Origin of the sequence: Micrococcus sp. NPDC078436 (genome assembly GCF_040702705.1) — a bacterium.
GTDB lineage: Bacteria > Actinomycetota > Actinomycetes > Actinomycetales > Micrococcaceae > Micrococcus.
Genome location: NZ_JBFBLX010000006.1, coordinates 88,299 through 112,083, shown reverse-complemented (window position 1 = coordinate 112,083; position 23,785 = coordinate 88,299). Strand labels below are relative to the sequence as shown.

General features: G+C 71.2%; 20 protein-coding genes. 5 read left to right on the top strand and 15 right to left on the bottom strand.

The features are described 5' to 3' along the window. Positions 1–6: 6 nt before the first annotated feature. Complete coding sequence (locus AB0302_RS05485; RefSeq protein ID WP_366370789.1) at positions 7–1,416, top strand: polysaccharide biosynthesis tyrosine autokinase; 1,410 nt, start codon at positions 7–9, stop codon at positions 1,414–1,416. Between the two features lie 169 nt (positions 1,417–1,585). Here the strand turns inward: AB0302_RS05485 and AB0302_RS05480 are convergent, their stop codons facing one another. The 3 genes from AB0302_RS05480 to rfbB form a co-directional block, all read right to left on the bottom strand. Further along, complete coding sequence (locus tag AB0302_RS05480) at positions 1,586–2,344, bottom strand: hypothetical protein (RefSeq protein ID WP_366370788.1); 759 nt, start codon at positions 2,342–2,344, stop codon at positions 1,586–1,588. Between the two features lie 71 nt (positions 2,345–2,415). After that, positions 2,416–3,849, bottom strand: a complete 1,434-nt coding sequence (locus AB0302_RS05475) for a sugar nucleotide-binding protein (RefSeq protein WP_366370787.1) — start codon at positions 3,847–3,849, stop codon at positions 2,416–2,418. 13 nt (positions 3,850–3,862) lie between these two features. Next, the gene (gene rfbB / locus AB0302_RS05470; protein WP_366370786.1) at positions 3,863–4,858 is read right to left on the bottom strand and encodes a dTDP-glucose 4,6-dehydratase; all 996 of its coding nucleotides are present in this window, start codon (positions 4,856–4,858) and stop codon (positions 3,863–3,865) included. Between the two features lie 313 nt (positions 4,859–5,171). Between rfbB and AB0302_RS05465 the strand changes: the two genes are divergently transcribed. From AB0302_RS05465 to AB0302_RS05450, 4 genes are read left to right on the top strand one after another with little or no spacing between them, the layout of a single operon-like run. Then, entirely contained in the window at positions 5,172–7,454 is a 2,283-nt protein-coding gene (locus AB0302_RS05465) for a glycosyltransferase (RefSeq protein ID WP_366370785.1), read from the top strand. Next, positions 7,451–8,338 (top strand): glycosyltransferase family A protein, encoded by an 888-nt coding sequence (locus tag AB0302_RS05460; RefSeq protein WP_366370784.1) that lies wholly within the window; start codon positions 7,451–7,453, stop codon positions 8,336–8,338. The genes AB0302_RS05465 and AB0302_RS05460 overlap by 4 nt, the downstream gene beginning before the upstream one ends. Then, on the top strand, positions 8,335–9,204 hold the full coding sequence (rfbA, locus tag AB0302_RS05455) for a glucose-1-phosphate thymidylyltransferase RfbA (protein ID WP_366370783.1): 870 nt from the start codon (positions 8,335–8,337) through the stop codon (positions 9,202–9,204). Before AB0302_RS05460 ends, rfbA begins: the two co-directional genes overlap by 4 nt. Positions 9,205–9,260: 56 nt before the next feature. Beyond that, positions 9,261–10,139, top strand: coding sequence for a hypothetical protein (locus AB0302_RS05450; protein ID WP_366370782.1), 879 nt, complete (start codon positions 9,261–9,263; stop codon positions 10,137–10,139). On the opposite strand, the gene AB0302_RS05445 is transcribed toward AB0302_RS05450, so the two are convergent. From AB0302_RS05445 to AB0302_RS05390, 12 genes are read right to left on the bottom strand one after another with little or no spacing between them, the layout of a single operon-like run. Beyond that, positions 10,088–11,029 (bottom strand): polysaccharide pyruvyl transferase family protein, encoded by a 942-nt coding sequence (locus AB0302_RS05445; RefSeq protein WP_366370781.1) that lies wholly within the window; start codon positions 11,027–11,029, stop codon positions 10,088–10,090. The two genes, AB0302_RS05450 and AB0302_RS05445, sit on opposite strands and share 52 nt — an antisense overlap. Before the next feature lie 26 nt (positions 11,030–11,055). Next, complete coding sequence (locus AB0302_RS05440) at positions 11,056–11,955, bottom strand: hypothetical protein (protein WP_366370780.1); 900 nt, start codon at positions 11,953–11,955, stop codon at positions 11,056–11,058. Continuing rightward, entirely contained in the window at positions 11,955–13,178 is a 1,224-nt protein-coding gene (locus AB0302_RS05435; protein ID WP_366370779.1) for a glycosyltransferase, read from the bottom strand. The genes AB0302_RS05440 and AB0302_RS05435 overlap by 1 nt, the downstream gene beginning before the upstream one ends. 10 nt (positions 13,179–13,188) lie before the next feature. Beyond that, positions 13,189–14,151, bottom strand: a complete 963-nt coding sequence (locus AB0302_RS05430; RefSeq protein WP_366370778.1) for a glycosyltransferase family A protein — start codon at positions 14,149–14,151, stop codon at positions 13,189–13,191. Between the two features lie 16 nt (positions 14,152–14,167). Further along, positions 14,168–15,205 carry a glycosyltransferase family 4 protein gene (locus AB0302_RS05425; RefSeq protein WP_366370777.1) on the bottom strand — a complete coding sequence of 346 codons (1,038 nt, stop codon included), beginning with the start codon at positions 15,203–15,205 and terminating at the stop codon, positions 14,168–14,170. Further along, a complete protein-coding gene (locus AB0302_RS05420; protein ID WP_366370776.1) occupies positions 15,202–16,350 on the bottom strand; it encodes an acyltransferase in 1,149 nt (382 codons plus the stop codon). Before AB0302_RS05420 ends, AB0302_RS05425 begins: the two co-directional genes overlap by 4 nt. Continuing rightward, positions 16,347–17,486: a glycosyltransferase gene (locus AB0302_RS05415; RefSeq protein WP_366370775.1), complete on the bottom strand. Its 1,140-nt coding sequence runs from the start codon at positions 17,484–17,486 to the stop codon at positions 16,347–16,349. Before AB0302_RS05415 ends, AB0302_RS05420 begins: the two co-directional genes overlap by 4 nt. Further along, positions 17,477–19,720, bottom strand: coding sequence for an N-acetylneuraminate synthase family protein (locus tag AB0302_RS05410; RefSeq protein WP_366370774.1), 2,244 nt, complete (start codon positions 19,718–19,720; stop codon positions 17,477–17,479). Before AB0302_RS05410 ends, AB0302_RS05415 begins: the two co-directional genes overlap by 10 nt. Beyond that, positions 19,717–20,502 carry an acylneuraminate cytidylyltransferase family protein gene (locus tag AB0302_RS05405; RefSeq protein ID WP_366370773.1) on the bottom strand — a complete coding sequence of 262 codons (786 nt, stop codon included), beginning with the start codon at positions 20,500–20,502 and terminating at the stop codon, positions 19,717–19,719. Before AB0302_RS05405 ends, AB0302_RS05410 begins: the two co-directional genes overlap by 4 nt. Next, complete coding sequence (locus tag AB0302_RS05400) at positions 20,499–21,635, bottom strand: RNA-binding protein (protein WP_366370772.1); 1,137 nt, start codon at positions 21,633–21,635, stop codon at positions 20,499–20,501. The genes AB0302_RS05405 and AB0302_RS05400 overlap by 4 nt, the downstream gene beginning before the upstream one ends. Further along, on the bottom strand, positions 21,635–22,717 hold the full coding sequence (locus AB0302_RS05395; protein ID WP_366370771.1) for a glycosyltransferase: 1,083 nt from the start codon (positions 22,715–22,717) through the stop codon (positions 21,635–21,637). The genes AB0302_RS05400 and AB0302_RS05395 overlap by 1 nt, the downstream gene beginning before the upstream one ends. Further along, on the bottom strand, positions 22,714–23,637 hold the full coding sequence (locus AB0302_RS05390) for a glycosyltransferase (RefSeq protein WP_366370770.1): 924 nt from the start codon (positions 23,635–23,637) through the stop codon (positions 22,714–22,716). Before AB0302_RS05390 ends, AB0302_RS05395 begins: the two co-directional genes overlap by 4 nt. Between the last annotated feature and the right edge of the window lie 148 nt (positions 23,638–23,785).

Here is a 23,785-nt window from a genome sequence, read left to right as displayed (position 1 = left end):
TGCTCCGTGACGATCGTCGACTTCTTCCGCCTGCTGCGCGCCAACCTCCTCCTGCTGCTGGCGGCCGCCCTCGTGGGGGGTCTGCTGGGCTGGGGCTACTCCGCGCTGCAGCCCCGGATCTACGCGTCCGAATCTCAGGGGTTCCTCGCCGCGCGGGCTGCAGATCAGAGCCTCATCACCAGCAACCTGCCCGCCGAGAGCCGGGCTCAGGCCTACGTCGCCCTGATCAACAGCGAGGCCGTGCGTGAACGCGTGGCCCAGGACACGGGGCAGGACGGCGACGGTTCGCTCTCCGCGGTGCTCGTCCCCGAGTCCAGCATGATCAAGGTGACCGCCACCTCGACGGATCCCGAGACCGCCGCGCAGCTCGCGAACAGTGCTCTGCAGGCGACGGCGGACGTGGCGGCGGACGTGGACAAGAACAGCCCGTTGGAGGTCGTGCCGCTGTCCGACGCCCGCGTACCCTCTGCCCCCGTGAGCCCTGACACCCGGCGCAACGTCCTCTTGGGCGTCGTGGCCGGACTGGGTGCGGGACTCGCCATCGCCGTGCTCCGTCGTCTCCTGGACGTGAAGGTGCGCAGCCGCGCCGACGTGAAGGAGATCACCGGCGCCGGCGTGATCGGCGCCGTTCCAGAGAACGCGTCCCTGACTCGCACGGGCGAGGCGGCCGTGGACCTCGATCCCCGGGCCGGCGAGGCCATCCGGGCGCTGCGCACCAACCTCAAGTTCGTCTCCGTCGACGAGCCGCCCCGCGTCGTCTCGTTCACGAGCGCGGACCCCTCCGAGGGCAAGTCGACCGTCGCCTCGAATCTGGCCCGCGCCCTGGCCCTGGCAGGCGAACGGGTGCTCGTGGTGGACGCCGACCTTCGGCGCCCCCGGCAGCACGAGCTCTTCCAGGTGGCGGGCGACGTGGGCCTGTCCGAGGTGCTGGCCGGTGAGGTGCAGCCGGACGACGCCCTCGCGTCCACCGGAATCCCGAACCTCACACTGCTCCCCGCCGGCCGGACGCCCCCGAACCCGTCGGAGCTGCTGGGCTCGAAGCGCATGCGGGCCCTGTTGAAGCTGGCGTCGGAGGACTTCTTCGTCATCGTCGACTCCCCTCCCCTGCTGCCCGTCACGGACGGCTCCCTCCTGGCCACCGCCGTGGACGGGACGGTGCTCGTGGTGCGTCAGGGTCGGACCCGCAAGGACCACCTCGAGGCGGCTGTGGAAAATCTCGCCGCAGTGGATTCGCGTCTGCTGGGCATCGTCATGAACGGCATCACACGCTCCCAGCGCGGCGGCTCCGCCTATGGGTACGGGTACGAGAGCACGTACCACAAGTCCCACGAGAAGTACCTGCAGGGAACCGGCACGGCCGGCAAGAAGTCCCGTCGGGCCGCACGCGCGGACAGGAAGCGCACGAAGAAGGACTGACGCCAGTCCACGCCACGCAGTGGGGCCCCGCACCTTCCGGTGCGGGGCCCCACTACGCCTGTGCGCGCCGACGAGTGCTGGCGGCCACCTCGTCGATCACGGAACGTGCGCTCCCTCGCCTGGGCAACCCTGACAGGACAACACACGCGGGGACGGGGCGGGGCCCGGTTCAGCTGCTCCCCTGCTGCAGTTCTGCCGTGGCCTCGGCGTCCGGCGTGACCGCCATGCGCCCCTGAGCGCGGGGAACGTAGGGTCCGCTCGGCCCGTTGCGGCGTTCGAAGTTGAGAGTCTTCGGCTGCTGCGGCCCGGTAGGCCCGTCCGGGTCCACGACGATCTCCCGGTATGTCCAGTAATCCAGGGGCAGGCACGTGCGATTCTCAGACATGGAGAAGTCGGCGGCCTTCACATGGAAGGTCTCAAGGTAGAGCCGCCCGTCACTCTTGACGTTGGCCGGATTGATGGTGCCGGTGTACGTCCAGGTGTAGGGGGTGTACACGGCACCGTCGGCCTTGGTCTGCGCGGCACCCAGCACGGGACCTGACCACTGCGCGGAATGCCCCGTGGCCGCCTGCCAGGTGATCGGGTTCTGCGTCGCAGTGTGGGTGCCACGCACCCAGTAGACGAGCTTGGCGTTGCTGTAGACGCCCTGCGACGAGACATCGTAGAGGTAGAGCCCCCAGGGGGCCCCGTCGGGGGTGGCGCCACCGCCAGGGGGCGCCGAATTGACGTCGAGAGAATAGCGGCAACCGCCCAGAGCAGTCGGCGAGTTCAGCACCCAGCCGTTGATGCCGGGATCTTTGCGCAGCGAAACGGCGAAGGACGGTGCCGCCGAGACCATGGCGACGGCGGGGACGGACCAGGCCAGACCGGTGGCGACGGCGCGTCGACTCGGGCCTGACGCGGTGGTGTGGGCGGAGCGAGCGTTCATGACGGGGCCTTTCGGGGGGCGATGTATGCCAGATGTATTTTCTCTGAGCAGACGCGATTTCTGCAAGAGTATCAGCGTGTGCCACCCGTCATTTCTGACAGGTGGTCTCGCAGGCGTTCGCGCTGATCCGGTGCGGTGTAGCCGACGGCGGCCAGGGGCCCGAGGTCAAGGGCGCTGTTGGTCGGCCGCGGGGCCACGCCCTCCTTGCCGGCCATGTACTCGGCGGTGGTGGTGGCGGAGACGCGGGCGGCGTCGTGGCCGGTGTCCTCGAAGACCCACCGGGCGACGTCGTGCCAGGTGACCACGTCACCGCTGTTGGTCATGTGGAACGTGCCCGTGGGCGCGTCCGTGGTGACCAGGTGCAGCAGGGCGTCGGCGAGGTCGTCGGCGAAGGTGAGGCGGCCGTGCTGGTCGGCGACGACGGCCGGGTCGATCCCGCGTTCGGCGAGGGAGGCCATGGTGGCCACGAAGTTCTCCCCCTCCCCGATCACCCAGGAGGTGCGGACGATCCAGTGCCGCGGCACGGTGCGCACCGCGGCCTCACCGGCGGCCTTCGACTGGCCGTAGACGCCCAGCGGCGCGGGCGGATGGTCCACCGGGTGCTCCTGCCCCACGGGGAGGGTGCCGTCGAACACGTAGTCCGTGGAGACGTGCGCCAGGGGGACGCCGGCCTCGGTGCAGCGGCGGGCGAGCTCGGCGACGGCGGTCGCGTTGACGGCCCACGCCTGGGCCCTCCCCTCGGGCGTCTCGGCGGCGTCCACCGCAGTCATGGCGGACGCGTTGACCACGGCGCGCAGGCCGCGGAAGTGCTCCCGCGGCCAGGAGGCGGGGTCCGCCATGTCCCACGTGTCCCGGCCGTGGGCCTCGACCGGGATGCCCGCCGCCTCGGCCCGGGCCACGAGGGCGCGGCCGAGCTGGCCGCCGGCGCCGAGCACGAGGATCGGGGGGGGCGGCATGGGCGTGACGTCCGCGAGCATCGGGTGGGCGCGGTCCTTGTCCGAGAGCTCGGCGTCCTCGAGCGGGATGGGCCAGGCGATGGCCGCCGTCGGGTCCGCGAGGTTGAGGAACGTGTACCGGCCCTGCGCGTCGGCGGACCAGTGGTCATTCACCAGGTAGGTGTAGGCGGTGTCCGGCTCGAGCGTCTGGTAGGAGTTGCCCACCCCGCGCGGCACGAAGACGGCCTTCTCCGGGCCGAGCTCCACGGTGGCGACGGCGCCGAAGGACGGCCCTTCGCGCAGGTCCACCCAGGCGCCGAAGATCCGGCCGTGGGCGACGGCCACGTACTTGTCCCACGGTTCGGCGTGGATGCCGCGGGTGGTGCCGACGGCGTCGTTGAAGGAGATGTTGTTCTGCACCGGGGCGAGCGAGGCGAGGCGAGGGTGCTCGGCGGCGAGGGCGCGGATCTTCTCCCGCTGCCAGTTCTCCTTGAACCAGCCGCGGTTGTCCCCGTGGACGTCGAGGTCGAGGACGAGCAGGCCGGGGATGGCGGTCTCGGTGATGCGCATCAGCGGTTCTCCCTCACTGGCCCTGGGCGCGGTACGTGGCCTCGACGGCGTCCTTGGCCGGGCGCCACCAGGCCTCGTTCTCGCGGTACCAGCGGACCGTGTCCGCCAGACCGGCGCGGATGTCCGTGAACTGCGGCTCCCAACCGAGCTCGGTGCGCAGCGTGGTGTTGTCGATCGCGTAGCGCAGGTCGTGGCCGGGGCGGTCGGCCACGAGGTCGTAGTCGTCTGCGGGGCGGTCGAAGAGCTCGAGGAGGATCTCCACGATCTCCTTGTTGTTCCTCTCGCCGTCCGAGCCGATCAGGTACGTGCGGCCGATCTCGCCACGTTCGAGGATGCGCAGCACGGCCGAGGAGTGGTCCTCCGTGTGGATCCAGTCCCGGACGTTGACGCCCTGGCCGTAGAGGCGGGGGCGGACGCCGCCGATCAGGTTGGTGATCTGGCGCGGGATAAACTTCTCGATGTGCTGGTACGGGCCGTAGTTGTTGGAGCAGTTGCTCAGCGTGGCCTGCACGCCGAAGGAGCGCACCCACGCGCGCACCAGGTGGTCCGAGCCGGCCTTCGAGGCCGAGTAGGGGCTGGAGGGGTTGTACGGGGTGGTCTCGGTGAACTTCGCCGGGTCGTCGAGCTCGAGGTCGCCGTAGACCTCGTCCGTGGACACGTGGTGGAACCGCTTGCCGTGCTTGCGGGCCGCTTCGAGGAGGACGAAGGTTCCGACGATGTTCGTCTGGATGAACGGCGAGGGATCGTTCAGCGAATTGTCGTTGTGGGACTCCGCCGCGTAGTGCACGACGGCGTCCGACTCGGCGACCAGGCGGTCCACCAGGGCCGCGTCGCAGATGTCCCCCACCTCGAGGCGGACGCGGCTCTCCGGGAGGCCGGCGAGGTTCTCCCGGTTGCCGGCGTAGGTCAGCTTGTCCAGGACGACGACGTCGTGCCCGGTCTCGCGGACGACGTGGTGGACGAAGTTCGAGCCGATGAACCCGGCGCCGCCGGTGACGAGGATGCGCATGAGGTCAGGGTATAGGGAGCGCTTCAGCTCACCCACCGTCCTCTGGCCGGGTGAAACGGACACACCGCTGATTCGCAAAAATGCTGTCCTTCGCAGGGGCCACTAATCACGGGGCCAACTGAGCTCTGCACGGATGTCGAGGACAGACCAGGAAGCGGGCCAGATGGGCCCTTCTGAACGGCAGGCCTTCGCCCACTACGGAGGCGCCAGCCCGAGCAGCGGCTGAGTAGGGTGCGACGCATGGGCCTGACACACCCTGTCCGACCTAGGATGGGCGGGACGCCGACCACCTGACCGAGGAGTTGACTCACCCGTGGCTCTCCATGTCGGGCTCTACAGCCCCTGGAGCACCGACGATCCCCGGGCATGGTCCGGTGTCGTGGTGCCCATGGCAGCCGCGCTCCGTGAGCGCTTCGACGTCACCGTGTTCCCTCCGGTCACTCAGCCGGATGCAACCGGCGAACGGCTCCGCACCCGCCTCCGCGGCATGAGGGGGCAACGCAGCCTCCCCACGCACACCATGGCGACCGCTCGGCTTCGCAGCGCAGCTCTGGCGAATCAGATCCGCACCCACACCGGGAAATCCTTGGATGGCCTGGTGGCCATCGCCGCGTCGACCGATGTGCTCTCCCTCCCCCACGATCTGCCCCTCGTCCAGGTCACCGATGCCACCTTCCCCGCCATCTGCGGGTTCTACCCGATCGCGACCGGCCTCGGCCGTCGCAACGAGCAGGAGGGGCTGCGCGTCGAACAGGCCGGGGCCGCCGTGACGGATCACTTCCTGGTCGCTTCTGACTGGGCTGTCCGCAGTCTGATCGGGGACGCAGGCGTCTCACCCAGTCGGGTGACCGTCGCCCCCTTCGGCCCCGCCACCCCCACGTCGAATGCGCCCCGGCCACGGACGCCAGGTTCCCCGTTGCGAGTCCTGGCTGTCATCGCTGATTGGGAGCGCAAGCGTGGAGACGACGTCGTCCTCGCCGTGGAGCAGGCTCGACAGAGCCAGGAGATCAAGCTGACCATCGTCGGCCGCACCCCGGAAGGCCTCCCCCCGTGGGTGGACACGCCAGGCGTGGTGGACCGGTCGGTCCTCGCCGAGCTTTACAGGGATCACGATGTCCTCCTTGACCTCGCCCTGGCCAACGCGGCCGGCGTGGTCATGACCGACGCCCTGGTCTCGGGGCTGCCCGTCATCGCCACGCGCGTAGGGGGTGTGGAGACCATCGTCCAGGACGGATTCACCGGATGGCTCGTCGCCCCGGGCGAGGCCGTCGACCAGACCGCACGTCTACTCGGGGAGCTCTCGGAGGCAACCGTGGCGCGCGCCGCCGAGGCGGCAACCCGAGACGGCCAGGCGCGACTCAACTGGCAGGCATGGGCAAGCGCCGCGGAGCAGGCGGTCCATTCCGCCCTCGAAGCGCGCAGAAGTTCTGTCCCCTCCGCCTCGGCCAAGCGGAAAGCCGTCATGCTCACGCCCGTTCTCCCATCGTGGACCCGCCAGGAGTCAGCGGGCGAGCACCTGGTGCACGCCATTGCCGAGGTGTTAGGCGAGAGTGCCGAGCTGACGATGGTCACGACCGATGGCCCGGCCAACCGTCGCGCTCTCGCCCGCGGAGTCCCCTTCTCCCATCGGATCCTCTCCCCTGCGGCAGACCGCCGCGGCCGCCTAGAACGCCTGCTCGCAGTGTCCCCGTCGCTGAGCCGCGTCGCCCTCTCACGGGTTCGAGACCTGGTGGCAGAGGCCGATGTCATCGACCTGCAGTGGGAGGAGACCGCCATCCTGCTGGGAGCCATTCGCCGCATCAATCCCAACGCGCGCGTCGTCGTGACACTGCACGACGTCCTCTCCCAACGGTTCGGGCGGCAGCGAAAGCTCCAGACGAGCATCCCACGCCGAGCAGCCTGGGCGGTCCGGCGTGCCGCCGCCCTCCAACTCGAGGGTCGGATCGCTCGACACGCCGACGATGTCGTGGTCCTCAGCCAGAAGGACGCCGATCTGCTGCCCCGCCGAGGCACGCACGCACGGGTGCACGTGGTGCCCCCCGCGATCTCCGGCCACGTGCGCACTGAAGCCCCCTCCTCAACGAACCCCCTGCTCCTCTTCGTGGGCTACATGGCCCGTTGGGAGAACGAGGACGCGATGCACTGGTTCGTCACCGAGATCCTCCCCGAAGTGCGCAAAGCGCACCCGAACGCGCGGGTCGCCGTCGCGGGCGGCGGGCTCCGCGATCACGTCGTGGCAGAACTCGAAGCCAACGCCGTCGAGGTTCTGGGCTTCGTAGACGACCTCGAGCCTCTGTATGAAGAAGCCGCCGTGGTGGTGGTCCCCCTCCGCTACGGCGCCGGCGTGAAATTCAAGGTGGTGGAGGCACTCATCCGCGGAGTGCCCACGGTGACGACCACCGTGGGAAACGAGGGCATCCACCCCGCCGACGCCGCGTTCGTGGCCGATGACCCCCGGGCCTTCGCGGCATCCGTCAACCGGGTGCTCCGAGATCCTGACGCCGCCAATGACCATGCTCGCCGGACGGCCCATGCCGTGGCCGAGGAATACGGAGAACAGCGCTTCCGCACCCGCCTCCAGGAGGTCTACGGATGAGCAAAGCTGTCAGTGTGGTCATCCCCTGCCACAACGCCGCCGCCACAGTCAGCCGCCAGATCTCTGCTGTGCTGACCCAGCTGTGGCCGGACGACGAGCTAGTCCTAGTGGACAACCGCTCCACCGACGCCACACGGGCCGTGCTCGACGCCGCGGCGGCCCAGGACGGACGTGTGCGCGTCGTCTCGGCAGAGGAACGGGCCGGGGCGAACCACGCCCGCAACGCGGGCGCCGCCACCGCGCGCCACGACGTGATCCTCTTCTGCGACGCCGACGACGCGGTCCACCCCGGCTGGGTCGACGCGCTGCGCGCGGCCCTGGCCAACGGCGGCGTGGCCGGTGGCGCGGCGACCCCGGTCGACGCGACCGGCCGCCGCCTCGGGCCGGACCTGGGCCTACACGAGATTTTTGGCGGGCCGGCATACCCGCTGGGCGCGTCGATGGGCCTGCATCGCGACGTCCTGCGGGCGGTCGGCGGGTTCGACGAGTCCTTCGCAGGCGGGCACGATGAAACTGACCTGGCCTGGCGTGCCGACACGGCTGGCTGGCCAACCGTGTTCGTGCCCTTAGCCCGCATCGACTACGTCCAACGACCTGACGCGCGCACCGCCGTCCGGCAGCGGCGCTCCTACGCCCGCACTGCGATCCAGTTATGGACGCGTCACCCGGAGACGGTCGACCCCCACGGGGTGAGTCTGCGCGGAGCCGTGCGGAACCTTGCGCGCAACGTCCCCTCGGGGCTGCGCGTGCTCCTCCGGACAGCCACCACAGAGCAGGCCGCGGGCTGGGGCTGGAACGTCGGGCTGCTCGAGGGGCACCTGCGCTACCGCCTGTGGGGGACTCCCCCGCCGCCGGTGATCCCGCGGCTAGAATCCGACGCATGAAGGGCATCATCCTCGCCGGCGGCACCGGGTCCCGACTCCACCCCATCACGTACGGGATCTCGAAGCAGCTCGTACCCGTCTACGACAAGCCGATGATCTACTACCCGCTGTCCACCCTCATCCTGGCGGGGATCAGCGACATCCTGGTGATCACCACCCCGCACGACGCGCAGCAGTTCCAGCGGCTCCTGGGCGACGGCGCACAGTTCGGGATCACCCTGTCCTACGTCCAGCAGCCCTCCCCGGACGGGCTGGCCCAGGCGTTCATCCTCGGGGAGGACCACATCGGCGACGAGCATGTCGCGCTCGTCCTGGGGGACAACATCTTCTACGGCCCCGGCATGGGCCAGCAGCTGCGCCGTCACACCCAGGTCGACGGAGCCACCGTATTCGGCTATTGGGTGGCAGACCCCAGCGCCTATGGCGTGGTGGAGTTCGACGACGCCGGCAAGGCGGTCTCCCTTGAGGAAAAGCCTAAAGAGCCCAAGAGCAACTATGCGGTGCCGGGCCTGTACTTCTACGACAACGACGTCGTCGAGATTGCGAAAAGCCTCAAGCCGTCGGCTCGCGGTGAACTCGAGATCACCGACGTCAATCGCATCTACCTTGAGCGCGGGGCCCTCAACGTGGAGGTCCTCCCCCGGGGCACCGCCTGGCTGGACACCGGCACGTTCCACGACCTGAACGACGCCTCCAATTTCATCCGCACCATCGAGTCCCGCCAGGGCCTCAAGGTCGGCTCCCCCGAGGAGGTCGCCTGGCGCCAGGGCCTGCTCACCGACAACGAGCTGCGCGAGCGCGCCGAGCCTCTCGTGAAGTCGGGCTATGGGCGCTACCTGCTCCATCTTCTCGACGCTGGACGGTGACCGGCGGCGCGCCCCGGCCCCGTGCACAGCGCCAGGCCTGACTCCGAGGAGAGAACATGGACCATGCCGATGACGTCGCAGACGGATCCCTCACGTTCGTGATCCCCGTGCGCGACGCAGCGGGGGTTTCCGACTGGCTCGGTGCGATGGACCTGTTGCGAGTGACCATCGCCTCCTGCCTCGCCCAGGACGCGGGCGGGCACCCCCGTGTGGCGATCGGTGCGAGCCGGGACGATCCGCTACCCGAGATCCCGAGCGGGGTGGTCATTGGGTTTGTGGACCACCGCTGGGCTCCACTGCCGGACGAGCCGCAGGAGTGCATGGCGGCCACCCGGAGGGACAAGGGACTGCGGATGGCCGCGGCGCTGCGGGCCGCACAGCCGCGGGGACACGTCATGGTCGTCGATTGGGACGACCTGGTCTCGCCCCGCCTAGCCGCCTGGGTGTCCGCGCATCCTCGAGCGCACGGGTGGTACGGCGAGTCCGCCTACGTGTTCAACGAAGGCCCGCTCGCCCTGCGTATCCCGGCCGGCGCGCACAGGCTGTTCGGGTCGACGATCATCCAGCGGTGGGATCTGGCCCGGGCCCCGGCGCCGGACGGCGATGTTGACCCGGCCTGGGCTGACCAGGTGTACGGGTCGCACGTCATGTCCGTCGGGCTCCATGCCCAGTGCGGCACCCCGCTGGAGCCGTTGCCTTTCGATGTCGGCGCCTACCGCGTGGGGACCGGCCAGAACGTCTCCGGGTTCGACAGCCCCTTCCGAGTTGTGCGTGCCGCGCTGGGCGTCCCTCGTCGACGCTGGCCCCTCCTGGTACGTCCGCGCCGCCAGGTGCGACGGTTCGGACCCGCCAGATCGGGCGGGCGCGGTTGCCGTTCTTCCGGTCAGGGAAGACGCCGCGTGACCCTGTCGAGGATCAGCCGACGCAGTTCGTGACGAGCCACTCCGACTGGACCGCTGGCAGCGTCCCTGCGTACGGCATCGAGGACGCGCACCAGACCCTCCTGGGCGCGCGCCACGGCGGTCGCGTCGGCCGGGTACGCGGCGCGCCGGACGGAGCGCTCGTCCCTGAGGTCAGCCAGGTCGACACGACGGGCTCGCCACGCCGACACCACGGACTCGTGGTCACGGAACTTGAAGTCGCCCCCGATGAGCGGCGGGTCGGCGGTGGCCCAGGCCGCCGGAATCCCTAACGCGTCCGCGACGATGAGCCCGTGCAGGGACGTCGACACGACCGCGGAGCACCGCCCGATCTCTTCGATGACCCGCCCCGGCCGACGCCGAGCGTCGACGACGACACAGCGCTCCGACCCGATCCGCCGCACCAGCGTCCGGACAAAGGGTTCGTGAAGCTGGGAGACATGGGGCACGATGCCGATCGGTCCGGGCTGGCCGCGCTCCGCGAGGACGCCGGCGAGCAGCCCGGGGTCCCCGACGACAGTCCCTTCGGCTGGCACGCCGAGCATCTCCCGCGTCAGGTGCCCGCGCACCGCGAGGACGGTCGCGTGCGGGAAGGACTTTCCCTCCTCCGGCTCGATCAGGCCGGTCCCCCAGATGAACCCGGTGTAGTCTGATGGCACCCAGTTCAGCAGGGAGCCCACCCCTATGAGCCGCGCCTCGGCCTGAGGCACCGCCACCGGCGCGAGCCCGAACGGCACGAGCACGTGTTCCGTCAGGTCATCACCAAAGTTGTGCTGGCCAGGGAGCCAGAACGCAGGGACGATCTCAAGGGGGCGGTGCGCCGCAGCCCAGACGTACCCAACGGAGCGCGTGAGGTCTCCCCCCAACCGCCGGACCTTCTTCGCGTATCGACTGGCCTTGATCATGTCCTGCAGGCCTCCTTCTGAAGTAGCTACCGGTGTCCGTCCAGACGCGGTAAAAGCCGTGGGTCCTGGCGGACATGTTGCAAGTGCTTCAGCTGCAGCGGGTGAAATACGTCGCTGCCGATCTCAATCCATCGCAACGGGTATCCCGGCGCATCGCCCCAGGTGTCTCCGGGGGCGGCCATCAGTTCGGCGGAGTAGTAGTCGAGGCGCCGTTCAATCTCGCGCAGCCATTCGCGGGCGAAAGGCGTGCCAGGGCGCATGATGAACGCTCCGAAGCCCACCAAGCGGGGGAAGTTCCGGTGAATGTCGCGGCCCAGGCGCGTATGGTCGTCGCCTCCGCAGGACCGGGAGGACACCTCCGGGTAACCGGCGAGCCACACCTGCGGGTCGTCGAATGCATCCCACGCCCCGGACCAGTCCGACGTCGGTCGCTTGACGTCGGAGTACCCACCGCCGTAGTGCCACATGACGTACGCCCGGAGGTAGTCGGACCGGTGCACCGCGGACAGTGCGTCGTAAGCGGGGTGCAGCGGCGCGCCGGGGACGACCCAGTCAGCGAGGTTCTCCGGGGTGATGAGCGTGATGGGAACGCCGGTGCCCGCCTCCATCGCGTCAAGCGCCGCCCGGCGGCCTTTCGACATCGCGTTCTCGCCCGTCCAGAAGCAGAAAACCCGCCGCGGCGGCGCGGCCGTGGGCACGGGGCCCACGCCCGCGGGACGATGCAGGAAATACATCCGTGGGAACTCGCCGTAGACGTCCCGATGGTGCTCGGGGTCGAAGGCGTAGTCGCCGAGCGAGGCCCGTAAGCGCAACAGGGAGTCGACGGCCTGCGTGCGCGCCCGCCGCCCCCGCTTCACGGCGACGAAGCCGAGGTGCTTGGCGCGCCGGGCTGCCTGAAGGGCCCCGCTGAACGGCCTGCTCGACACTAGAACTCCCCTGTTGTTCGCGCGGCCGGCTCCGGGCGCGTCCGTCCCCTCGAGGATAGCGGCCCACGTACGCGTCTCCTCGGGGCCGCCATAGCGGCATCGGGTTGCGCTAACAGCGGCTCCAACAGGCCACGGACCCGCCGGCCGAACTCCACCTCGGAGAACCGCTCGGCGTGCGCCTGCATCGCCGCACGGTCCCAGTCATGGGCCAGCAGACGTTCCACCCCCTCGGCCACCGCATCCACCGTCGGGGCGTCCACGAACACCCCGTTGACGCCTTCCACGATGGTGTCCAGGTAACCGCCGGCCCGCAGCGCCACGGTGGGCACGCCCCACGCGCTCGCCTCGAGCGGCGTGATGCCGAAGTCCTCGTGGCTCGCAGCGATCAGTGCCGTCGCGTGTGCGTAGGCCCAGCGCAGCTGCGCGTCGGTGAGGTCCTGGCCGAACACCACGTCCTTCCCCGCCATCGCCCGCAGCTGTGCCTCCTCCGGGCCCTTGCCGATCACCACGAGCGGCCGCCCCGCGCGGGCCGCGGCCTCGATCGCCACATCCACGTGCTTGTACGGCATGAGGCGCGCGACCGACAGCAGGAAACCGTCCTCCGCCAGCCGCTCGGCTCCGGGGATCGGCTCCTGCGGGCCATCCGTGCTCACGGAGTGCGGCGGGAACACGTGGTCCACACCGTCAAGCCCGTAGACGTCTTCGATCCGCTCCTTCACCACCGTGGAGTTGGCCACATAGCGTGATCGACGCCGGACGGCCGCGCGGTCCCACCTGCGCAGACCCGGGCGAAGCACGCGGGCGATCCGGCCCTTGATGCTGTTCCGGCCTCCCTCGCCCAGGTAGTCCTCCAGCAGGTACACCCAGCGCGCCGGGGTGTGGCAGTAGACGAGCGTGGCGCCGTCGTAGCGGAATCCGTGCGCCCACCCGGACGTCGAGACGACGGCGATCGGCTCCTTCACGTGCATCAGTGAGGACGCCAGCGGCAGAAGCGGCAGGGCCCGCCGCGGGTCCTTCCGCAACACCCCCACCCGGTTGAGGGGTGAGGTGATGATGCGTGCGTCCTTGAACTCCGGGAAGGTCCCCTCGGGGTCGTAGAACGTCGTGTAGATGGGCGCGTCCGGCCACATCCGGTGCAGGGCGAGCACCACCCGTTCCGCCCCGCCCTTCTGGGTGAGGTAGTCGTGGGCGATGGCGATCTGGCCGCGCGTCGTGTCAGTCATGGTGCTCCCCTCAGAACTGCCGGCGGGCACGCCCCGGGCGGGTGCGTCCGGTCTCCGCGGCGGCTTCGACCTGCAACGCGATCAGCTTTCGTGCGATCGGGGCTGGCAACACGGCAGCGGCACGCTCGACGACGGCAGAGCTGTACTGGATCGTGCGCTCCGTGCTCAGAGCAGCCACCGCCCGCACGGCGGCGCCCCACGGCCCGCCCGGGGCGCGGTCCCCGCCGAGTGCGTCCGCCCCGTGCTTGGCGATGAAGATCTGCCGGGCGGACCCGGAATGCAGAGCCCGGCGCGCCTTGGTGTAGGTGGTGACCGCCGCCGCGTGGTGACGGGTCTCCAGCTCCGGCCGGATCTCCACCGGATACCCGGCGGCATGGAGCCGGTAGCCGAAGTCGACGTCCTCCCAGCCATAGCGGCGGTAGTCGGGGTCGTAGCCGCCGAGCTCCGCATGGAGGGTGCGGGGCACGGACACGTTGCCGGCCCAGTGCCGCCACTGCTGCTCTGCCGGAAGGGCGTAGGCATGGCGACGGTGCGCTTCGTCCTGGGCGTCACCGTAGACGCGCTGATAGGCGGAGTCCGGGAGGACATTGGCCGTCAATCCGATCGCTCCGCCGGGCTCCCCCGAGTGCGCGGCCACGTGGTCCCGGATGTAGTGAGGCCCGGGTTCCAGGTCGTCGTCGGCGCGGATGAGGATGCGACCGGACGTCGCGTCGGCACCTGCGTTGAGCGCGGCGACCCGTCCGCGGTTCTCGCCGAAGACGGTCCAGCTCAGGTCCAAGCTCGGGTGTTCCGCGGCCAACTGCGCGAGCACCGCTTCCGACCCGTCCACATCCCCGTCCACGACCACGTGGGCCTCGAACGGCGGGGCGTCCTCCTGCGCAGCGAGGGCGCCGATCAGGCGCGGCAACCTTTGAGCACCGCCCCGGCTGGGGACGATCACGCTGGCCTCGGGGGTCAGGGGCGTCTCGGTCATAAGTCCTCCGCAGGTGTCATAGGAACAGGTCATCCAGGAGCGCGGCGACGGCGGCGCGGCCAGCCTCAGGTGAGAACAGCGACGCCCAGCGGTGCCGCTGGGAGTGGGCCACCGCGCCCAGATCGACCGCACGCACGGCCCGCAGGCAGTCCGCGAGCGCGGCAGCGTCCCGCTGCGGAACAACGAAGGGGTGTTCGTTGCCGACCACCTCGGGAACGGCCCCGGCATCGGAGGCCACCACCGGAACGCCTGCGGCCATCGCCTCGGCCGTCACCAGGCCGAAGACCTCGGCCCACTGCGACGGCACGGCCAGCACGTCCACGGAGGACAGGAACTCGGCGGTGTCCTGCCAGCCGAGCACCTGGACGTCTTCGCCAGCCGCCTTCAGGGCGGTGGCGAGCCGCTCGGCTTCGTCATCCGCCACGAACCGGCTCTCCCCCGCGACGCGGAACACGAAAGCACCCGGGTCGGTCTTCCGCAGCAGCGCGGCGGCCTCCAGCAGGGTGACGATGCCCTTGTCCTCGGACAGTCGGCCGAGGAAGCCCACGGTCAGCGGCTCATCGGCACCGCGGGTCCGCCCTGTCTGCGGCGTCGTCGGACCCGGAACCCAGTTGTGGAGCACGCGGGCCCCGCGGATGCGGTCCGCCGCGAATCGGGAGGGCGCGAGGACCGCGAGTGCGCCGGGACGCGCCAGGGCGGAGAACACGCGCAGAACCGGCTTCTCGGGCACCTGGTGGAGGTGCACGATCCGGCGCGGCCGGCCTGCCAGGGCCGTGGCCGGCAGCAGCCCGTTGCACCAGGCGACGTCGTCGTCGCCGCGGCCACGGTCCCAGGCCCGGAGAGCGCGCATATACCCCAGTCGTCCGGGCCCACCCACGCGGACCACGTCGAAGCCGTCCGCGGCCAGGCGATCGGCGGTCTCAGCCGGGTGGGCGGGGGCCACGACGCCCACGTCCCGCCCCAGCTCGCGCAACGCCGTGGCGAGGTGGTGGAGCATCACCTCGCCGCCGCCCACCTCGCCCTGGTTCGCCAGGATCCAGATGCGTCCGGTCATCCCAGGGCCTTCCCAGGGGATCGAGAACCTCCGGTCCGCGCGTCCACGACGGAGCGGACGCGGGTCAGCCCCCGCTTGGCCGCGCGGCCGAGGTGCTCCTCCCCGTACTTCTGCAGGGCCCAGGCGAGCACGGAGACCACGGCCAAGGCCACGAGCATGGCCATGTTCCGGCCCACATACGGCCAGAGCGCGTGGATGAGGATGTATCCGGGGATGGCGTGGAGGATGTAGAGGGAGTAGCTGATCTTCCCGTACCACTGGATAGGCGGCAGGAGGAGCACAGACGTCCTCTTCCGCAGCATCACCGTGACTGCGAGGAGCACCACCACGAGGACCTCGAGGGCCAAGGGCATCCCCCGCATGACGAACGTGCTGCCCACCGCGGACACCGCGGCCGCCGCGACCCAGCCGCGGTGCCGACCCGTCTGCCGCGCGATGTACAAGGCCATCCCCAGCACGAACAACGGGGCGTACTCGGCCACGGTGGCGTTGTTGAGGAGCTTCACCCACAGGGGGTCCCGCTGAGGGTCCGAGCCCACGTTCGGCGCGGTGAACAACACCACGGCCCACGAGATCACCGACCACGCGAGGCTCCCCCACAGCACCACGCGGTCCGAAAGGCGGCAGCGCGTGAGATACAGGAGGATCAGGATGATCACGTAGAACTGCATCTCCACCGCGAGCGTCCAGTAGACGTCCACCACGTTGTCCACGCCGACCCACCGCTGGACCATCGTCAGGTTGACGAGGGCCTGGCCCCACGTGAAGGGGAAGCCGGGCACCGGATGCAGCAGGAGCAGCACCACGGCGAACACCAGGGAGATCCAGTACGGCGGATAGAGCCGGGCCGCCCGGGAGATGGCGAAGTCGCTCGGCCGGTTGGCCCGACGGGCGGACATGAAGATGACGAACCCGGAGATGATGAAGAACAGCTGCACGCCCGCGGCGCCCCAGGCCGCATCGTGGAACGCGGCGGGATCCTGCGGGTAGTGCGAATTGTGGGCGCCTGTGTAGTGCGAGAACACCACGGCCAGCGCCGCGATCCCCCGAAGACCGTCCAGCTCCCGGAACCGGGGGCCCGGAACACGCTTCTCGGCCGGGGCCACCGACGCCGATCCCGGCTCGTTCGGGCTCGCTGCGGTCATCGGGTACCCACCTTCCCCACCCGGCGCCCGAGCACCTCGAGGGTCGCCTCGGCGGTGGCTCGGGCCATCGTCTCCACATCGCCCACGCGCACCTCGCCCGGACCCTCGGCCGCGGCCCGCACGACGGCGTCGGCGATGGCCGCCGGAGTGGTCTCGTGGACCAGGCGCTCGGGCGGCAGGATCTCCCCGTTGCCGCCCACGTCCGTGGCGACGGCGGGCAGGCCGGCGGCCGCGGCGTCGAGCAGGGTGTAGCTGAGGTTCTCCCAGGCGGAGAGCTGCACCAGCACGTCGTGCTCGGCCATGGTGCCCCACGGCTCCACGAAGCCGGGCAGGTCCACCGCATCCGCGACACCGAGCGCCTCGGCCTGGGCGCGCAGCTGCCCCTCCAGGGGACCCGAGCCGGCCAGCGTCAACCGCGTCCCGGGGTCCCGGTCAAGCAAGGCGGGCAGTGCCGCGATCAGCCGGTCGAGGTTCTTCTCGGGCGCCAGCCGGGACAGGGAGAGGATCCGCAGCCCCTCCCCCGGTGTGCGCCGCTGCCCCGCGGCCGCGGCCCGCACCGCGGGCACATCCACCCCGTTGCGCACCACGGTGAGGGGCGCCCCCGCACCCCACTTGCGCCGGAGCACGTCCGCGGTGGACTGCGCCACCGCGATCACGAGGTCCGTGCCGCGCAGCCGGGCGCGGTGCGCGGCGTTCTTCACCCGGGCCGCGGCGGCGCGGTTGTACAGCTGGTCGTCCGGGGCGATCCCGTGCTCGGTGCTGAGCAGCCCCGGCGCACCGGCCCGCTGCCGGGCCCGTCCCGGGCCGAACGCGGCGAAGGCCGCGAGGTCGGCGTAGGCCAGGTGCGTGTGGATCGCGGCCGGACGCAGGGTGCGCACCGCCGTCCGGAGCGTCCGCACCGAGGCGGCCAGGCCGGCGTCGGGACCGACGTCCCCGGTGAACACCGCCGCACCCTGCTCGCGCAGCCGCTCGGCGAGCGGACCCTCGGGGCACAGCACCGCCAGACGCAGGCCGGGCAGGCCCACGCGCGCGACGTCGAGAACGTGCCGGGCCACGCCGCCGAGGTCGGCGACGGGCACCACCCAGAGCGTCAGCGGGGCCGGGGCGCTCGTCGCCGCAGCGGGGATCACAGCCACTGCTCCAAGCGGTCCAGGGCCGTCCAGAAACCCTCACCGTTGTTGATGTGGCCCTGCCAGATCTCCGGGATGAAGCTCACCCCGGGGGCCAGACGGTCCAGCTGCTCGCACAGCACGGGCCAGTCCACGTCACCCTCCCCGATCTGCGGTCCCTCCCCGTCCACACCGGTGGCATCCACGAGGTGCAGGTGGATGGTGTGCGGGGCCAGCTTCTCCACCATCTCCGAGAAGGGGATCCCCAGGAACGTGGCCGAGAGCTTGGAGTGGGAGATGTCCAGGCACAGGGGCACCCCCGTGGCCTTCACGAACGCCACGGTGTCGTCCGGGTCCATGAAGAGGTTGTGGTACTGCTGACCGCCCATCAGCCACGGGAACGGCGGCAGCGTCTGCGCGGCGATCCGGATGCCGGAGGTGTCCAGGCGCTGCACGGCTTCGGCGATGCGCTCGTACTTCGGCAGCCGCTCCTCCGGGCGGATGTGCCGGTCCAGGGTGAACCCGCCCATGGTGATGACCATGATGGGCTCCTCCTCGTTCGGGAACCAGCGCTTCAGGTCCCGGGTGATGTCGATCGTGCGCTGCACCTCGGCGATCGAGCGCTCCCACACGGCGTCGTCGTCGCTGGCCAGGTCCACGAGGAAGTCACCGGAGAAGATGTCCGGCAGGTGGGTGGTGAAGCCCCCCGGCATGGGCTTGCTGAACACCGAGTCGATGTCGATCTCGAGGTCCTTGTAGGAGAAGTGGAACTCCAGGAAGTCCGGGGTGCAGTCCTTCGTCAGCGCCTCGACGTCGTGATAGCGCACCGGCAGGCCCCAGGGGCGCCGGAACTCGAACTGGCGCCCGGTGGGCACCGTGTCCGTGAGGTCACCGGCGAAGAAGAAGTCGCCCTCGGCCATCTCGCGGTGCAGGGTGCGGCCCAGCAGACGCGGCAGCTCGTTGGGCTGCAGGCCGCGGCCCGGGGACTTCACGGTCACGTCCGCCTCGGTGATCGTGGCGCCCACCGCGATCGGCCGGGCGGCCACGAGGGACTTGGCCAGGTTGATGCGGTTCATCGCCTCGCCCGTGGAGACCACACGCTCGTTCCCGACGCCGATCGACTCCTCGATGTCCCGCGTCTGCCGGACCATCTGCGCGAACTCCTCCGGCAGGAGGGAGACCTTGTGGTCGTTGCCCTCGAGCCCCCGGTCCACGGTGAAGTGCTTCTCGATGATCGCGGCGCCCCGGGCCACCGCGGCCAGCGCCACGTGGAAACCGCGCTCGTGCCCCGAGTAGCCCACCGGCGTCTGCGCGATCTCCGCCAACCGGTCCAGGTAGGCCAGGTTCACGTCCTTGTAGGGGGCGGGGTACGTGGACTGGGCGTGCAGCATCGCAAAGGGGACGCCGAAGGAGCGCACCAGGGCCACCGACTCGCGGATCTCCTCCTCGCGGGACATGCCCGTGGAGAGCACCATCGGGATCCCGCGGGAGGCCGCGTCGCGCAGCAGGCCGTGGTTGGTGAGGTCCGCCGAGGCGATCTTCACCCCGTCCACGGGGTAGTCCGCCAGCACCTGCATCGAGGGGGCGTCCCACGGCGTGCACATCAGGGCGACCCCGGCGTCCCGGACGTGGTCGAACACCGTCACCATGTCCTCCGCCGAGAGGGAGAACTTGGTGAGCTCGTCCAGGGTGCGCTGCGCGCCGAGGTCCTCGCCCGCCGTCGCACCGCCGGCCTTCCGGTAGAGGGCGTCCATGTCCCGCAGCTGGAACTTCACGGCGTCCGCTCCGGCCTCCACGGCCAGGTCCACGAGACGGCGGGCCAGGTCCACTCTGCCCTGGTGGTTGTTGCCGATCTCCGCGATGAGGAACGCCGGGTGGCCCTCCCCGATCCGGTGGGAGCCGATGCGCAGCTCGGCCTCCCGGTTGATCGCGAGGGCGGCGAGGCGGCCGCGCTCGTCCAGCAGCGGCAGGTGCAGGGCGCCCTCGGGCAGGGCCGCGAGCACCTCCTGGGGCGTGGCGCCCAGCAGGCCCGTGGCGGGCGCGCGGTGGGCGGCCTCCACGGCGGCCACCTCGAGCGAGGCCCCGGGGCTGGCCAGGAGCCAGCGGCGGAAGTCGCCGTCGGTCAGCGAGCCCTGGAGGTAGCCGTGGGAGTCCACCACGAAGACGATCCGCTCGCGGTTGTCGGTCATCTTCTGCAGGGCGACGAGGAGCGAGTCCTCGGGGAAGACGAGGTAGGGGGTGAGGTGGCGTTCGATGATCACAGTGCTGCTCCTGCGCTCGGGGGGCCGGCGAGCGGCTCGGTGCTGAGGGGACGGGCGAGCTCGGGGTGCTTCTGCAGCACCTTGTGAACGGCCAGGTACTGGTCCATCTGCTGCTCTGCGAGGGCGAAGTCGAGCTCGGTGTCGATGTCCACGCCCTCGAGGTCGTCCAGCTCCAGCATGCCGATCCGGCCGCCGAGGCGGTTGTGGAGCTCGTCGTACACCCACGGCTTCGTGAGGTAGAGCGAGCCGTTCTCCCGGAAGCGCAGGTCCGTGCGCGTCATGTCCTGACGGCGCTTGCGGTGCGTGACGTCGAAGTCCGGGATGGGGTCCGCCGCCGGGTCCGGTGCATGGCGCCACACGAACGGGGAGACCGGCACGACGCCGACGAGGGAGTCCACGCCGGTGGCGCGGAACTGCGCGACGGCGCGGTCCAGCGTGCCGGGCAGGCGCAGCGGGCTGGTGGCCTGCAGCAGCATCACGGCCTCGGGCTCGACGCCGGCGGTGCGCTCCATGGCCAGGTGGTGCTCGATCACGGGTTCGGTGGGCGTCTCATCCTGCGCGAGCTCCGCAGGGCGCAGGCCGGGCACGTCCGCGCCGTAGCGCGTGGCGACCTCGGCGATCTCCTCGGAGTCCGTGGAGACCACCACGTGCAGGTCCGCCTCCGCCTCGAGCGCGGACTGGATGGTCCACGCCACGAGCGGGTGGCCGCCGAGCAGGCGGACGTTCTTGCCCGGCAGGCCGCGGGAGCCGCCGCGCACGGGGATGACGCACAGGATGCTCATGAGGCGCTCCTCCAGAGGTCGGCCGCGATGGCGGCGGCGGGGTCGGGCGTGGGCGAAGCCAGCGGCGGCGTGGGATCGGGCCGGTGGCCCGGCGTCCAGCGGCGCATGCCGTAGCGCTCCCAGAACCCCTCGAGCCACGCCGGCGGGTCGGGGTGCGTGACCCACGCGGGCCGGCCCGACTGCGCCGCCTCCAGCACGCCCGTGGAGAAGACCGAGACCACGGGGCCCGTGGTCTGCGTGAGCGGGACGTCGGAGCGGTCGACCGTGATGCCCTGCGCCTCCCAGCGGGCGTGCTGCGCACGGGAGAGTCGGTCCTTCTCGGCCGGATGCGGGCGGTACACGGCACCGGTGACGCGGATGTAGTCCTCCGCCGCCCGGGCGAAGTCAGCACGGGGCAGCTCGGCGCCGTGCAGCTGGCCGAGGAAGACGCCGGGGCCCGCGGCGTCGGGGCCGGCGGGCCGGTGCGCCGCGGTCCGCCGGGCGTCCTCCAGGAGGGCGGACCCGACCGCGCGGACGCGCACGTCGGCGCGGCCCTGTGTCCACCACGCGGCGTCCTCGGAGGTGAAGGCGTAGAGCGTGCTCTCGCGAGGCACCGGCGGGGTGGAGACGGCGAGCAGTCCGTGCTGCACCACCGCCACCTCGGCGCCGCGCTCGCGGGCCCAGCGCACGGCTGCGCAGCCAGAGGGCAGGTACTCCCCCGCCACCAGCACGCGGCGCAGCCCTGCGAGGCGGGGCAGCAGCAACGGCCCAGCGGCCGCAGGGATCGGCGTCAGGCGCACGCCCGGGGTCCGTGCCCCCGGCAACGCCGCGATCTGCTCCGCGGTGGCCTCCCCGGGGAGGACCCATCCGACGCCGGCGGCAGCCTCCGGCGGCAGGGCCGCGACGGGCGCGGCCAGCGCGGCGAGCTGCGTGGGGCCGAAGGACTCCAGCGCCACGAGCGAGTGAACCTCCCCCTCGGGGAGCATCAGCATCGGGCTCTCGGCGCCGGCCGCGGTGCCCCGGGCGGCACGGATGGCAGAGCGCGCGGCGTCCGCAGCGCGCCGCGAGGCCGGCCACTGGGCCCGTTGCCACCGCTGCCACCGGGGCAGGTCCTCGGGCCTCCAGAACAGGGGGGCGTCAGCGCCGCCGGCCATCAGGTCCACCAGTCCTGCGCGGCGGCGGCGCGGTGCGCGAAGGTGTGCTCCGCGTGGGAGCGGCGGCGGCCGGCGACGCGGATGCGCTCGCCCCACGCGGGCTCGCGCACCGCGCGGGAGCCCAGCTCCACGAGGTGCTCGGGGCTCTCGAACACGAGGACCTCCGCGCCGGGCTCGTAGAACTCCGCCACGTCCGCCCGGTCCACCAGTTGGAGCCCACCCATGCTGGGCACCTCGAAGGTGCGCATCGCATGGCCGGCCTGCAGGCCGTGGATGTTGATGGCGCCCGCGGCGGCCGCCTGCACGGCGTACGCCTCCTCGAGGGGGATGTCCCGTTCGGCCGGCAGGTCCGGCCGGGCCAGCTCCCACGTGCGCAGACGGTCCACCGGGTGGTGGCTCCACTGCCGGCCGTAGGCGCGCACGGGGACGCCCGCGGCGGCGAGGCGTTCGAGCAGCTCCACACGGTTGGGGTAGCGCGAGCCCACGAACACGAGCTCATCCCTCCGTTCGAGGGACGGCACCTCCAGGTCCGGGTCGAAGCCGTTGGGCAGATAGTGGGCGTCCACGCCGTCGGCCGTGAGCTCGTCCGCCTCGGAGCGGGCATAGCTCAGCACGGGACCCACGGTGCGCAGGAAGTCCAGGGAGTAGTCGTGACGGTGGAGGTCGTCGTAGAGCCACAGCATGCGGGGCACGCCGAGCGCTCGGACTTCGTCCCAGAACTGCTCGCCGAGGGAGTCGCCCTTGATGACGAGCACGCGGTCGGGCCTGGCCTCGCGCAGGGCGGCGACCGCCCGCTGGGTGTCCCACGCGACGCGGGCGGCCGTGCGGTCCATGCCGACCCTCTGCGGCAGCTCCAGGAGGGCCTTGTTGCGCAGCTTCATGGCAGGGGTGACGTACGCGTCGTAGCAGTGCACCGTGACGTCGAAGCCCTGCTGCGCCCACGCGCGGGCGATGGAGCGGTGATAGCCGTGGAAGGCGGGCGAGACGAGGAACAAGCGCTCGGTGCGGCGCCCTGCGGGCACGCCGACGCGGGCGGGAGTAGAGCCCAGGGGCGCGAGGACGGTGTAGGTGCGGGCGGTCATCGGCGGGTCCCCCGCCAGATCAGGCGCAGCTCGTCCTCCGCCACACGGCGCGCGTCCACGTCCGTGCCCCGGGCCTGCCGAAGGGCGTTGACGGCGAGGTTGGCACCCGTGGCCGCGGTGAGCGCGGCCCTGAGCGCGCGCGGCCGGCCGAACTTGCGGGCATAGCGGAACCGCGAGTCCACGAGCCACGCGCGACGCCGCAGCGGATCCGAGGAGCCGTGCAGGCCATGCGTGACGTGGATGGTGGGAATCACGATCGAGGGGATCCCCCGCCGGCGGAGCCGCTGCTGGAGGTCCACCTCCTCGGAGTTCATGAAGTAGGCCTCGTCGAAGCCCCCCACCGCGCGGACCTCGGCCATCGGCAGCAGCAGCACGGCGCCCATCACCCAGTCCACGGGCACGGGCTCGGTGGCCTCAGCCGCGTGCACGTCATGGCCCACGGCCTCGTGCAGCAGGGGCAGGTGGCGGAAGCGGGCGAGCGGAGTGAGCCACTCCACGGTCTGGTGCAGCACCGTGGGGAAGTGGCGCCCGGACCACTGCGGGGTGCCGTCCTCGTTGACCACCTGCGGGCTCACCACGGCCGGCTGGAACGGTGCCGCCGCGGCCACGAGCGCGTCGATCTGCTCACCTGTGATGAGCGCGTCCGAGTTGAGCACGAGGGCGTACTCCGTGCGGACCTCGGCCAGACCGGTGTTCACGTTCGCGCCGAAGCCCCCGTTGGCGGGACGACGCACCACGGTGAGGCGGGCGTCGTCGCTGCCCAGGTAGGGGACGGGCGAGGCGTCATCGGCGACGACGACGCCGGCCAGGCAGGTGGACCGGGCCTCCAGGAGGGAGGCAGCCAGTGCCGCCGTGGGAGCCGGGTCCCCGTAGTGCGGGATCACCACCGTGACGGACGGTTCGGGGACGATCTCAGGCATGGGGTCCTCCGGCAGGCAGACTCAGCGGCGCGAAGGGTGCACGCTGCGGCTCCAGTATAGGCGGCGGGGCGTCGGCGGGCGCCGGCCCCGGGCCCCGCAGGCACTCCGTAGACTGGACTCGCCTCTCGGGCCCGTGCCGGAGGGAGGC